Genomic DNA, 13289 nt, shown 5'->3' with positions numbered 1-13289 from the left:
CTCCTTTGCCTGTAATTATATGAAACATCATCTTCAGCCTATCAAATTGTCCTCTTTTTATTCTGTTAAAAGCCTTAGGAGTAAAACTCAAATAAACACCTTCTAATAAGATATTTAACCATCATAACTGACAATCCATTAACCTCTTTTACCACTTTTAATCCTTAGCAGAAACAACATCACCATATACACTTTCCCATCTGTCAAGCCATTTATCATAATTATATGTCTCAACAGCTTCTTTTTGAATTAAATCACTTTTTTCTTTCCAAGAGTAAATTTTTTTTTCAAAGTCTACCATTTTTTCATATAAATCTTCTTTATTATTATATTTAAAAATATAACCATTATTTTCATTTATCATCTCAGGAATACCTCCTATTTTAGAACCGATAACGGGTTTGCCATAAAAAAGTGATTCAAAAATTACACCAGGAAAATTTTCTTCCCACAAACTAGGTACAACAGTTACATCAACATTTGGAAAAAATTCATCAGGATGAACTTTCCCTAAAAATTTTACATTTGAACGGTTATATTTTGATTTTAAAAAATCTTCATAATCTTTATCCCCATTACCGGCAACCAAAAGTTTCCAATTTTCTCTTTTACTATTATTTATAAATACATCCAATAATAGTTCTATTCCTTTATTTGGAGCAAGTTTTCCTATAAATCCATATATGATATCATTAGAAATAGTTTTTCTATTGTTTAAATTTATATTATAATTATATTTTTTAATATTTCTGGCATTATATATTACTTCTTTAAATTTAGCATTTTTGAAATATCCATAATTTAACAACTTATTTAAAATAAAATTACTAACTCCCACAACAGTTGGAACATATTTAGAGTTTTTTTTATAAAAAGTTCTCAATACTTTGCATTTTGAACACTGTGTTTGGCATATTTTATTATTTCTAAACATATTAGTAGGGCATAATAAATACTGGTCATGTAAAACTTGAATAAAAGGATATTTATTTTCATATAAAAATTTCCACAATACCGGAGCAGACCATCCCTGAGTGTTGTGTATTGACACAACATCAGGGTTAAAACCTTTTATTATATTTGCAGTTTCTCTCAATATAAAAGGATTATAACTTTCAATAAAATGCCATATGGTTCTTTTCAAACTATTAGGTCTTGTTTTGTTATCAAAAAAAGGAAGATATAAATTTTTAATTGGAACTCTTATAACATCAATATCATTAATCTTTTCTTCTTTCACATGATTTTTATCCCACAACGATACTACTTTTACAATATGTCCTTTTTTCTTCATTCCTTCTACAATATTTTTTAACGTAATCTCTGCACCACCGGCTATATAAGGTTCATAAAATACATTTATATATAATATTTTCATAATGTTCTTCCTAGTCTATTGTTTAAACCATCTTGAATCGCTTGATTTAACAATTTCATTTTTTTCTTTTTTGCAAAAAATTTTAATATCAACATATATACTTTTACATTCAACCAATAAAAAAATTTACTATTTATTAGATTTTCCTTTTCAAAAAAGACTCTGTTTCTGATAGCATAATATACTCTAAAGTTGTCTCCATTTGCTAAAACTTTAAAAGAAGATTCTTTTTTTGAGATATTCCAAGAAGTATCAATATCCTTTAACATACTGTCCAAAACTAAATAAATATCTCCACCATTTTTAGTAATCCTATAACTCCATTCATGATCATCAGAATAAACAAAAAACTCTTCTTTTGGATATTACACCATCAACATATCTATTCGAAAATAATTTCTTAGTAAACGAGTATAACTTACACAAGCCACACTGTTCTTCACAATTTTTTCCATTTTTGAACATAGTAGACGAAGGACAAAGAAGATAGTAATCTCTTATAGTATGCATAACTGGAAGATTAAGTTCCTTTGCTATTTTCCAAACTATTACCGAAAACCCGGCAAGATTATTAGTGTGGATGATATCCGGTTTTTCAGCCTTTAAAATTTTCTTTATTTTTCTTTTAGTTAATACGTTATATGCATCTATTAGATGCCAAAAAGGTTTTTTCCATTTCGGTTGTTCTTTGGTTTCCTTCATCCAATATAAATTTGGAGTTTTTATATAGTAGACTTTCACCCCGTTAACGTAATCAACATATTCTTTGTCACTCGTTGACACCACAACAGAAGTAATATTTCTCCTTACCAATCCCTCTGCAAGAATCTGTACAGACCTTTCAGCACCACCAACAATATTAGGATAATAGAGAGAGTTAAATATTAAGACTCTCATTTTTACTTACCTTTTCGTACACTTTTAGCGTTTTTTTTGCAATTTGATTCCAGCTGAAGTTATTGATACAGTAATTAAAAGCATTCTCTTTAATTTCTTCCATTTTAGAGGTTCTTAAATTTTCTATGCAAAACTCCAAAATTTTTTTTAGTTCAGCCACATTTTCTTTCTGAAACAGAAAACCTGTTATACCATCCTTAACAAACTCTGGAACTGCCCCAACATTCGAAGCTATAAGTATTTTTTTTGAAGCCATCGCTTCAAGAACAGTTATCGAGGCATTTTCAAACAATGAAGGCAACAAAACAATATCACTCTCTTGATACAAATAAGGCATTTTAGAAAACTCTATTTTTCCTAATAGTATGTAATTGTTTTCTAACCCTTGAAGATCTTTAAGAATCTTGGATCTGTATTTTTCATCGTCATAAATGTCACTTCCAGCAAACATAAAAAGTAGCTTTGAAGCATATTTTGTTTTTAACATTTCTTTCAACAAACTAACTGCAATGTGAATTCCCTTTACTCTTGACCACCTTGCAGGTATTAATATTTTTATCTTACTGGTAGGTAAACCAAAAAGCTTTTTCTTTTCAAATTTTGTAAATCTTTCAATATCTATACCATTAGGTATGGTTACAATGTTCGAATTTCGCAAAATCTTACGAGTCTTCTCTTCATAAAGTTTACTCACAGTGATAATAAACTTGGCTTTTTTTAGTTGATTTAGAATCAAAGGCTTTAAAAGTAAATTCTTAAGAGTTTTTTCTGAGAAAAATTTAAAAAAGTAACTAGTATGATTAGTCCAAACAAACCTATCGTAATAACAGGAAGGAACCAAAAACTCCGTAGTTTTAAACTCATGAGTATGGATGACATCGAACTTTCCAAACTTATCAATTATTTCATTTATGTATGGTCTATACCTAAATTTATTTAGTTTTTTTAAAGGATCTTTTAAAAAGAACCTGTAAACAATATTTCCATCAATCTCTGTTTCTTCTAACTTTAAATGTTTATCTTTTGCATTTTCTATTATTTGAAGAATTCTTGCATCTATTCCCAATTTTCTCAATGTCTTATTTAGAAAGTGTATATGGTTAGAAATTCCTCCCAATCTTGGTAAATAATCCATACATAGCGTAAGTACTCTCATAATTTAAAGTACCCTTCCCATAAAGCTTTTGAAAAAAGTTTAACTTTTTTAAAATTATAAAAATTTTTTAAAGATATTAAAATAAATAGAAAAAATGGCTTTAATTTTACAAGAAAGTTATTCCCGTATTTTTTATGAATGAAAGTATAGTTTCTAAAGTTATAAAAATCTCTCCAACTAAGACCTTTTCTTCTTTTACTGACAGATGAAAGCTTACTTAATTTTCTTACTAAAACTGCACGAGTTATACACAAAAACTTAACATTGCTTAGTTTACTCTTTATTCTCAATGAATATTCTAAATCATCACCTCCTATGAAAAACTCCTTCATAGGAAAACCAACAACTTCAACGACTTTCCTATTTATGAGAGGACCTTCAAAAGAAAAGTCCTTAACTTCTATAAATTCAAGTTGCTGCGCTTCCTCCAAATTTTCATACAATTCATAAATTGGAATCTTTAAACGATTAAACCTTAAAAAAGGGTTGGATAGATCAAGTCTAATTCCGTTATACTCCTCAATTCTTGAAAATTTATTTATTCTTAATGGAGTTAATATCATACTCTTTTTACCATAAGATAAAAGATAATAAAGACAATCTTCAATCGCTTCAACATCATCATCCATCAACCACAACCAATCATATCCTTTTTCATAAGCCCTTTTAACTCCTTCATGGAAGCCACCTGCTCCGCCTGTATTTTCGTGCATTCTTACATAGTGAATTGGTAGTTGATGATTGCCACTTGGTGATAATTGGTTGGTAAGTATAAATTCTTTTTCCCACGGCTCACTCAATTCTTTCGGCGGCAGTTCTTGAATAAATCTTTTCTCTTTTAACAACTCAGGTGTGCCATCTGCTGAAGCATTGTCGATTATATAAATCCCATCTAATGGCCTTGTTTGCTTTAGCAATGCTTCAAGACACTCAATTAGAAGCTCTTTTCTATTGTATGTAACGACAACCGCACATACGGTTTCTGTTTTTGCACTTTTCATCTGTTTTTTACCTCTTTACAATCCACTTTCTAAAACTTGCATAATGCTCTTTATTGCTTCAAAAGATTTTTCAAAATCCACTTTTCTAACAGATGGCGGTTTTTTGGGGTTTCTTCCATGAGCAATCCAATCTCTATAACTCTTAATCTGTTTGATAAACCCAACAGTATTGCTGTCAATTATCTTTTTTAAGCTATCCAGAAGGTCTTCTATTCTTATGTATTCCAGATGGTTTAAAATTCTTTCTTTCTCAAAATTGCATTTTTCCAATTCTATACAATAAATTAAACTATTTCTTAAAAATCTTTCTAAACATGCAAAGATTTCTACTATAAACAAATCTTCCACTGTATCTTTACTTTCATTTAAAACATCAATCCTTTCGTATAAGTTTGTTTTTTTGACAAACCTGTAAGTTTCTTTAAAAATTTTATAACTATTATAAATTCTTTCCAGGGCATTTAAATTCACTTATATTCTCCAAGATGTTACAAATATTGTTTTCATTTATAGGTGCAATCTTTTTTCTTTCGAGAGATATATACCATCCAGGATTTTCAAAGCCAACATAAAGCGGTTCCTTAGAATGTGAAATTACATTCTTTTCATTTCCTGCTGATATTTTTGTCTCCAGAAAATGATTTTTTTCTAAATAAACTAATACTACTGCATCTAATATGCCAATCAAATCTGCTCTACCTTCTGCTCCTATTATATAAGCTCCAATTGGTTTTACTTTAAAAACAAAATCATCATTTTTTAAAACATAGAGCTCTTTTGTTTCGTATTTACCTGCATATTCTTCATATATTTCTATATTCTCATACTTCCAACTCAAATTATATTTTTTAGCAAATTCTTCTATTTGTCCAAATAGTAAATCCAAATTTTTCAAAAATTTCTCTACCTTTTTGTTCATCTTTTCCTCCGGAAATTATCAATTACACAAACTTTTTTAATCATCTTACTTTTTCCTCAAACACTTCCAAAGCTTTTTTTACCACATCATCCATGTCATAATAACGATACTCCGCAAGCCTGCCTAAGAATATCACATTGCCAAAATTGTTCGCAAGATCTTTGTATTTTGAGTAGCTTTCTTGATTCTCTTTTGTAAAGATAGGATAATAGGGTATATCTGTCTCTGGATTGTAGGCTTTTGGATATTCCTTTAAAATAATAGTCTTTTCTGTATTTGTCAGATGAATGTGTTTAAACTCTGTTATACGAGTAAAATCGTAATTGTTTGGATAATTAACCACTGCTGCTTCCTGGAAGTATTCTTTTTCAATCACATTGAACTGTAAGTCAAGTGAGCGATATGGTAGCCTGCCAAATTTATAATCAAAAAACTCATCTATCATCCCTGTAAAAATGAGTTTGCCCTTAAATTCTTGATTGAAGAAATATATCTTTTTGCTATCTAAATCAACTTTTATTACTTCTCTAAAGTCTGTGTTTAACATAATTTTAATGTTCTTGTTGTTGAGCATTTTTTCAAAGAGTTTAGTATATCCATATTTAGGCACACCTTGATACTTGTCGTTGAAGTATCTATCGTCTTTCCCAATAAAAACAGGAACTCTCGCTGTAACTTCACTATCTATCTCTTCTGGTTTCATTCCCCACTGTTTGGCTGTGTAGTTAGCAAAGATTTTTTCGTATATGTAATCGGCTAAGAATTTTAAGTCTTTGTCGCTTGACTTTTTAAGTTCAAGTATGGGCACTTTTGAGTTATATTGGTAATTCTCAAGAAGCTTGTTTTCTAATCTTTTGGCAAGCTCACTTGGAAAAATCTTATGTAAGGTATTGAAATTAAAAGGAATTGGAACTTTTTTGCCATCTATAAATGCTAATACTTTGTGATGATATATCTCCCATTCTGTAAAGTTTGATAGATAATCCCATACATCTTTATAATCTGTATGAAAGAGATGTGGGCCATATTTGTGAACGATTATGCCACTTTCGTCTTTAAAGTCATAACAGTTTCCGCCTATATGGTTTCTTTTTTCAATTATGAGAATTTTCTTATTTAATTTATTCGCTATTCTTTCCGCTATAACAGAACCGGCAAAGCCGGAGCCAATAATCAGGTAGTCAAACATAATTTTCACTCCAGCCAGTGTGATAAGTCTCTATTTATTAAATCTTGTAACTTTAAAATATCTTCTTTATAAAATTGCTTCAAATACTCTCGCGTTTCTGGTTTCATTTTTGGCTTTTTTAAATTCTTCTGCATAATTTTATTTATAAGTTTCTGTCTTTTTTCTCTATCAGGCATAACTGTTCTAACCACTGGTCTTATTAACTTTTTAACTAAGCTGTCTTTTGATAGAAATTCATGCAGAAATCTGTTTTTAGGTATACCAGATACATTGAATTTTTCATTCAAACTTTCCGGGACAAAGTTATCATCCACTTCTAAAAATCTGTAAATGTCCTGAACTACACCTAATCTATTGTTCATTAAATCATCATATAGATATATCTTTACATTTTCAAAATTTTCAAGGTATGCCTTTACTTGATTGTAGTACAGACCTACATCTTTGTAAAACCAAGCCCATTCCCAATTAAGTTCCTTTCTTCTGTTTTCCAGTTTTAATGCCTTCTCAAAAGACAATGTTTCTCTTCCATCTCTTGTAAAATGAAGATACTGTGAAAAAGCTCTATCTATAGGGTTTCTTAATACTATGATTATTTTTGGATTCAATAAAAAATTTTTTATATTATCTATTGAATTTTTAAAATAATATAAATAGTCGGGAGAAATGTCTCCTATTGCCTTTTCTCCATTTATTTTCTCAAAGAAACTTTCGTATTCATCTATACTTTTCGACACACTTTTATTCACATTTTCATCACCAGGCCCTTGAAAATTTCCTTCCATGTTAGAAAAAAATCTTAACTCTTTGATATCACTTAAATATATCTCAGGATGCTCTCTCAAATAGTAATACAATGATGTTGTGCCCGCTTTAGCAGCTCCTACTATTAGAAAATTTGGCAATCTTGTATTCACTTTATCCTCCCAATAATGATAAAGCTATGTCTTTTCTTTCCCTGTATAGTCCGGCTATTCTGAAAGAAAGTATCAGGCTTTCCGTGATTAATACTGCTATTGCAGCCCCCGTCGCTCTTTTCAGTAATACTAATAGAGGTAGTATTATAAGATGTGCAATAGACATATATACTATACTTACTGTAAACAGTCTTTTCATTCCAAAATTCAGCAGTATTTGTTGACCTATTACAGCAGATAATATTATCACAGGAGCAGTAAAAATTAGAATCCTTATTATGCCCACCGATTCTATAAATGGCTTACCAAATAGCAGAAGCACAATTTGAGGAGCAACAATAAAAACGGCCGCACATAAAATTATCTCTGAACCAAGCAGTGACTTTAGTTCAGTTCTTACCACTCTTACTGCTCTATCAAAATTTTTCTTCGAAAGACTCGATACATAGGGAAACATAACCTGAAGTATTACATTATTAAGACTCTTTACGGCATTAACCAATCTTTCTGCTGCGGAATAATACCCCACAACGACATTGTTTGTTAACAACCCTAAAACAAAAGTGTTTGAAATGGTATAGAAACTTATACTAACTCTCGATATAAATATATATCCTCCTTCTTTTAGCTGATGTTTTATACTTTTCCAAGAGGGAAACTTTAGTCTCAAATTAAAGTCTTTCCATATTATAGTCAAAGCAGATATTCCTGCTACAATAAACCCAACTGAGTTGATAAGCGGCACATATATATAATCTGAAACCTTGCGGATAAAAATAAAAATGCAAACGGTAAATATTAACTTAGCTATTATGTTTAAAAAAGTAATATATTTCATTCTCTCCATTCCTTGAAAGAACCAAACAGGGAACAAAACCTGACCAACAACCATGCCAAATGTTGAATAATAAATCAGCCAATCTTTTCTAAACTTTTCAAAAGAAAAAACAATGACAGTCATTATTATAAAAGATAAAATTAATAACGCAAACTTTATTATCATAACGGAGCTAAAGATTTCTGAAACTTTCTCTTTGTTTTCCCTGTGTATGGATATTTCCCTTGTTGCTGAAAGCTGAAAACCATAGTCAGTTAATATATTGAAATATTGAATAAACGCTTGAGCAAATGCTATTAAACCAAATTTCTCAGGGCCTAATACTCTTACTAAATAAGGCAGAGTTATCAACGGCAGTATATAATTTGCACCCTGCAAGACCGAAAGTGAAAAAAAGTTTTCCAAAAGCCGTTTTTTATCTTCGGAGTTTGTAAACAACTTTAAATTGTTTATCAATCTATTTTTCATTCAAGTGCTTTTGCCACTTCATTGTTTTTCTTATCTCACTCTCGAACGCAATAATAGATCCAAATAGTTTTTAAACTTTTCAAAAGAGAAAACGAGAGCAGTTATTATCATAAATAATATACTGAACCTTTTCATCTTTCTTTTTTAACAAAGGTTTTTTAAAGAAAGTCATATTTTTATGTAATTCATAGTATCCCTGTTTTTCTAAGGTAGTTTATAATCCTTTCAACGCTTTCCTGAACAGTTAATCTCTCTGTCCTTATATGAATCTCTGGAGCATCGGGTGGTTCGTAAAGTGAATCTATTCCTGTAAAATTCTTTATTTTTCCTTCCCTTGCTTTTTTATAAAGACCCTTAGGGTCTCTCTGCTCACATACTTCAAGCGGCGTATCAACAAATACTTCAACAAACTCATCTTTATCGACAAGACTTCTTGCAAATTCCCTTTCTTCTTTAAATGGAGATATAAAAGCCGTTATTACGATTAGTCCAGCATCAACAAACAACTTCGCAACTTCAGCTATTCTCCTTATATTTTCTTTCCTGTCTTCATCAGAAAAGCCTAAATCTTTGTTTAAACCATGTCTTATATTGTCTCCGTCAAGCAGATATGTATGATAACTTTTTCTATTTAAAGTATCTTCCAAGGCGTTAGCTATAGTCGATTTACCCGAACCACTCAAACCCGTAAACCAAATAATGCATGGTTTATGACCCTTTATTTTACTTCTATCCTGCTTGCTTACCTTATGTTGATGCCAGGATATGTATTTTGATTGGCCTCCTTTTACAATCAGACCTGCACCTACGGTATTATTGGTTATTCTATCTATAAAAATGAAACTGCCTGTATATCTGTTAGACCAATATGAATCAAACGGTATTTCGTTTGTAAAAACAACACGGCAGTATGCGATTTCATTCATATTTAGCCTGTTGTCAGTCTCTTTTTCGAGCGTATTTATATTTATTTTAAAATATATCTCATCTACATAACCTGATAAGTACCCTGTTCCTTTTTTAATATCGTAAGTTTTTCCTACAACTAAGGGCTCATCCCCCATCCAGATAATAAACACATCAACAGTGTCGCTTAATTTTGGCATCTCGGACGGCTTTACAATCAAATCGCCTCTGCTTATGTCAACTTCGTCTTCCGTAAGAACAGTAACTGCCATTGGTGCACGAGCAGAGTCTGTTTGTTCAAATTTTCCATCGTCTGAACTTTGAGCTTCCCTATAAGCAGGTGGCACTATAGCCTTTACCTTTGTTTTTATCCTTGATGGTAAAACAGCTATCTCATCACCTTTTTTTATCTCTCCGGAGATAATAGTGCCACAATACCCTCTGTAATCAAGATTTGGACGATTCACATACTGAACAGGAAAACGAAACTGCCCAGTATTGAACACTGAACTTTGAACTTTCACGCTATTCAGATACTCAAGCAGAGTTTTACCCTTATACCAGGGCATATTACTGCTCTTCTTTACAACATTATCGCCTTTTAAGGCAGAGATTGGTATAAACTCTAAATCTACATTCAACTTCTCTGAATCACCAACAACTTCACTCACTCTCTCTCTAATCTCTTCTATTATTTTCACATAGTCGCTTTTTATCTTTTCAAAAACTTCTTCTCTGTATTCCACAAGGTCCATTTTGTTTATAGCAACGACAATATGTCTTATTCCAAGCAAAACCATTATAAAAGAGTGCCTTTTGGTTTGAGTTAAAACTCCATTTCTCGCATCTATTAAAATAACAGCCAAATCAGCATTTGATGCTCCTGTGACTGTATTCCTTGTGTATTGTTCATGCCCTGGTGTGTCTGCTATGATAAATTTTCTCTTTTCACTTGAAAAATACCTATAGGCAACATCTATAGTTATACCCTGTTCTCTCTCCGCCTGAAGCCCATCAACAAGCAAAGAAAAATCTATCTCATCTTCCGTTCTCTTATACTTTGCTTCTGCCTTTAGAGCCATAAGCTGGTCCTTAAACACAGCCTTTGTTTCATAAAGCAGCCTTCCTATAAGAGTACTTTTGCCATCATCAACACTGCCACAAGTTATAAAACGCAATAGCTCTTTCTGTTCATGCTGACGGAGATATTCGAGTATGTTGCTTTTTATAAGGTTTTGGGTATTTGGTTCTGGGTATTCGGTTTTGGGTTCTGGGTTTTGGATAGCAGATATTTGGTTTTTATTATTTTCCTTCATTGCTCACCCTATATTTAATTAGTGTTTTTATCATTTTTGAAAGTCTTTCTAATTCAGAAAGAAATGTATTGACTTCTGATTCATGTAAATATCCTATATCCCTACATATTAAAAGTTGTGTAATCAACTCTGCAATGGAACCATTTGCTATGTAGAAACATCTAATAGCTTCTTTATTGCTAAATCTCTCATCTCCTTCAGCTATATTACTTGGAATCGATACAGCAGCTCTCCTAATTTGGTCTCTCAAAGAAAAATCTTTTTTAAAAGAATCACTCTCTGTCATTTTATATATCTCAACTGCTAAATTTTTAGCCTTTTTCCACACATCCAATTCCTTAAAATTACCCATCCCTACTCCCTTCAACCCCAGTACCCACTACCCAACACCCAATACCCAATTACCTAATACCCAACACCTACATTTTCAGAAATACCCTTCTATCTTCTTCTTCTCCATACTTCCAACCTGGTCAAAATCTATTAATCTTCCCTGTCTCTCTGAGTACTTCGCTAACAGGGTTTCCTGTATAACTTCAGGTAAAGTTTTTGCTTTCGACTCTATTGCACCTGTAAGTGGATAACAGCCAAGCGTTCTAAATCTAACCCATTTCATTTGAGCCTTTTTTCTTAACTCTAATGGCATTCTATCATCATCCACAAGAATCAAAGTGCCATCGTATTCAACAACCGGTCTCTCTTTTGCAAAATAAAGTGGAACAACAGGAATATTTTCAAGGTAAATATACAACCATATATCTAATTCTGTCCAATTAGACAACGGAAAAACCCTTATACTCTCACCCTTGTTCTTTTTCAAATTATACAAATTCCACAACTCTGGTCTCTGATTCTTTGGATCCCATCTGTGATGTTTGTCTCTGAATGAGAAAATCCTCTCTTTTGCCCTTGACTTTTCTTCGTCTCTCCTTGCACCACCCAAAATCACATCAAACTTATACTTATCCAACGCTTTTTTTAGAGCTTCAGTCTTCATTATGTCTGTATGAACCTTGCTACCGTGAGTAAACGGATTTATCCCTTTCTTTAGTCCTTCTTCATTTATATAAACTATTAAATCAAGCCCTAACTCTTTTGCCCTTTTGTCCCTAAACTCTATCATCTCTCTAAACTTCCATGTTGTATCTATATGCATTACAGGAAACGGTAATTTTGCCGGATAAAATGCCTTCAATGCAAGATGAAGCAAGACGGATGAGTCCTTGCCTATGGAGTATAAAAGCACTGGATTTTCTGCTTCTGCTATCGCTTCTCTTATTATGTGAATGCTCTCGTACTCAAGCAACTTTAAATGCGTTATTTTATCGTTATCCATAACCACACCTTTAAAGTTTTACAATATTTTTCATCACATACTTATAAACTATTTCTGTCATCTCTTCAATCGAGTATTTTTCTGTATCTAAAACTATCTCGGCAGAATCAGGCTCTTCATAAGGTTCATGAATACCGGTTAGGTTTTTTATTTCCCCAATCTCAGCCTTCTTATAAACGCCCTTATAGTCTCTTCTTTTGCACTCATCTATACTTGCTTTTACATAAATCTCAATGAAATTTTTGGTATTTTTCCTTAAAAACTCTCTAATATCCTTATAAGGCGAAACAAAGGAAGCAACAACAGAAATAGAATTGGACTGCAAAACTTTTATCAAAAAACCAACTCTCTTTAAATGGCGAACTCTATCTTCTCTATCGTATCCTATCTCTGGTATCATCTCCCTTATGTCCTTACTATCAATTCTCTGGATAGGAAGATTCTTTATTCCCTTCAATTTCTCATACACCGCATTGGCTATGGTTGTCTTTCCAGATAGCGGAAGTCCAGTAAACCATAAAACAAATGGCTCAACTCTTTTCCTGCCAAAGTTTATTTTATTCCAGATTCTCTCATGGACAAAATACATTATAATTTTACTTATACTTTCCAAAATGCCAGCAGCTATAGCAAGCTCTAACTTTCCAAAAAATATAAAAACAATAAGAATCGTTATACTTGTGGCAAAAACACGCCAAGAGACGGCTTTCAAAAGAGAGCGGGTTTTGGTTTCAATAAACATGCCTTACTTTCCAATCTTTATTATAACCATTTCTCAAAGTCATACATACAATATAATTTATGTTTTTGCAAGTTAATTTATTTTGCAAATCTAATTATTGTAAAACACTTTTTGTAAAATAAAAAGGCAATCATATTGTAAAAATGGTATCTCTTTAGCCCTTTCCATCTTCACAGTTTTTATCCTAAATAAACTTCAGCACCCTTTTTCATTATTTGGGAGTTAA

13 protein-coding genes are annotated in these 13289 nt (G+C 31.6%); all 13 read right to left on the bottom strand.

Going from position 1 to position 13289, the window contains the following annotated elements; genetic code table 11:
• Positions 1-157 precede the first annotated feature (157 nt).
• On the bottom strand, positions 158-1378 hold the full coding sequence (locus G415_RS0107965) for a glycosyltransferase family 4 protein (protein ID WP_022671147.1): 1221 nt from the start codon (positions 1376-1378) through the stop codon (positions 158-160).
• Positions 1379-1711: 333 nt separating this feature from the next.
• Positions 1712-2275 carry a glycosyltransferase gene (locus G415_RS10255; protein WP_022671145.1) on the bottom strand — a complete coding sequence of 188 codons (564 nt, stop codon included), beginning with the start codon at positions 2273-2275 and terminating at the stop codon, positions 1712-1714.
• On the bottom strand, positions 2256-3431 hold the full coding sequence (locus G415_RS0107950) for a glycosyltransferase family 4 protein (protein ID WP_081639361.1): 1176 nt from the start codon (positions 3429-3431) through the stop codon (positions 2256-2258). The genes G415_RS10255 and G415_RS0107950 overlap by 20 nt, the downstream gene beginning before the upstream one ends.
• Entirely contained in the window at positions 3428-4432 is a 1005-nt protein-coding gene (locus G415_RS10250; RefSeq protein ID WP_022671143.1) for a glycosyltransferase family 2 protein, read from the bottom strand. Before G415_RS10250 ends, G415_RS0107950 begins: the two co-directional genes overlap by 4 nt.
• A 15-nt stretch (positions 4433-4447) precedes the next feature.
• Positions 4448-4903, bottom strand: coding sequence for a hypothetical protein (locus G415_RS0107940; RefSeq protein WP_022671142.1), 456 nt, complete (start codon positions 4901-4903; stop codon positions 4448-4450).
• Positions 4872-5351: a hypothetical protein gene (locus G415_RS0107935; RefSeq protein ID WP_022671141.1), complete on the bottom strand. Its 480-nt coding sequence runs from the start codon at positions 5349-5351 to the stop codon at positions 4872-4874. Before G415_RS0107935 ends, G415_RS0107940 begins: the two co-directional genes overlap by 32 nt.
• 40 nt (positions 5352-5391) lie before the next feature.
• On the bottom strand, positions 5392-6540 hold the full coding sequence (gene glf / locus G415_RS0107930; protein WP_022671140.1) for a UDP-galactopyranose mutase: 1149 nt from the start codon (positions 6538-6540) through the stop codon (positions 5392-5394).
• Between the two features lie 5 nt (positions 6541-6545).
• Positions 6546-7457, bottom strand: a complete 912-nt coding sequence (locus G415_RS0107925; RefSeq protein ID WP_022671139.1) for a sulfotransferase family protein — start codon at positions 7455-7457, stop codon at positions 6546-6548.
• 1 nt (position 7458) lies between these two features.
• The gene (locus G415_RS0107920) at positions 7459-8763 is read right to left on the bottom strand and encodes a flippase (protein WP_022671138.1); all 1305 of its coding nucleotides are present in this window, start codon (positions 8761-8763) and stop codon (positions 7459-7461) included.
• Between the two features lie 185 nt (positions 8764-8948).
• Positions 8949-10985: a sulfate adenylyltransferase subunit CysN gene (gene cysN / locus G415_RS0107915; RefSeq protein WP_022671137.1), complete on the bottom strand. Its 2037-nt coding sequence runs from the start codon at positions 10983-10985 to the stop codon at positions 8949-8951.
• Positions 10972-11337 (bottom strand): four helix bundle protein, encoded by a 366-nt coding sequence (locus G415_RS0107910; RefSeq protein ID WP_022671136.1) that lies wholly within the window; start codon positions 11335-11337, stop codon positions 10972-10974. The genes cysN and G415_RS0107910 overlap by 14 nt, the downstream gene beginning before the upstream one ends.
• Before the next feature lie 75 nt (positions 11338-11412).
• On the bottom strand, positions 11413-12321 hold the full coding sequence (gene cysD, locus G415_RS0107905) for a sulfate adenylyltransferase subunit CysD (RefSeq protein WP_022671135.1): 909 nt from the start codon (positions 12319-12321) through the stop codon (positions 11413-11415).
• Between the two features lie 10 nt (positions 12322-12331).
• Positions 12332-13063, bottom strand: a complete 732-nt coding sequence (cysC, locus tag G415_RS0107900; protein ID WP_022671134.1) for an adenylyl-sulfate kinase — start codon at positions 13061-13063, stop codon at positions 12332-12334.
• Positions 13064-13289: the final 226 nt, after the last annotated feature.

This window comes from Hippea alviniae EP5-r (genome assembly GCF_000420385.1).
Lineage (GTDB): Bacteria > Campylobacterota_A > Desulfurellia > Desulfurellales > Hippeaceae > Hippea > Hippea alviniae.
Note: the sequence above shows the minus strand (reverse complement) of the source record. Positions and strands in the feature narration are given on the sequence as shown.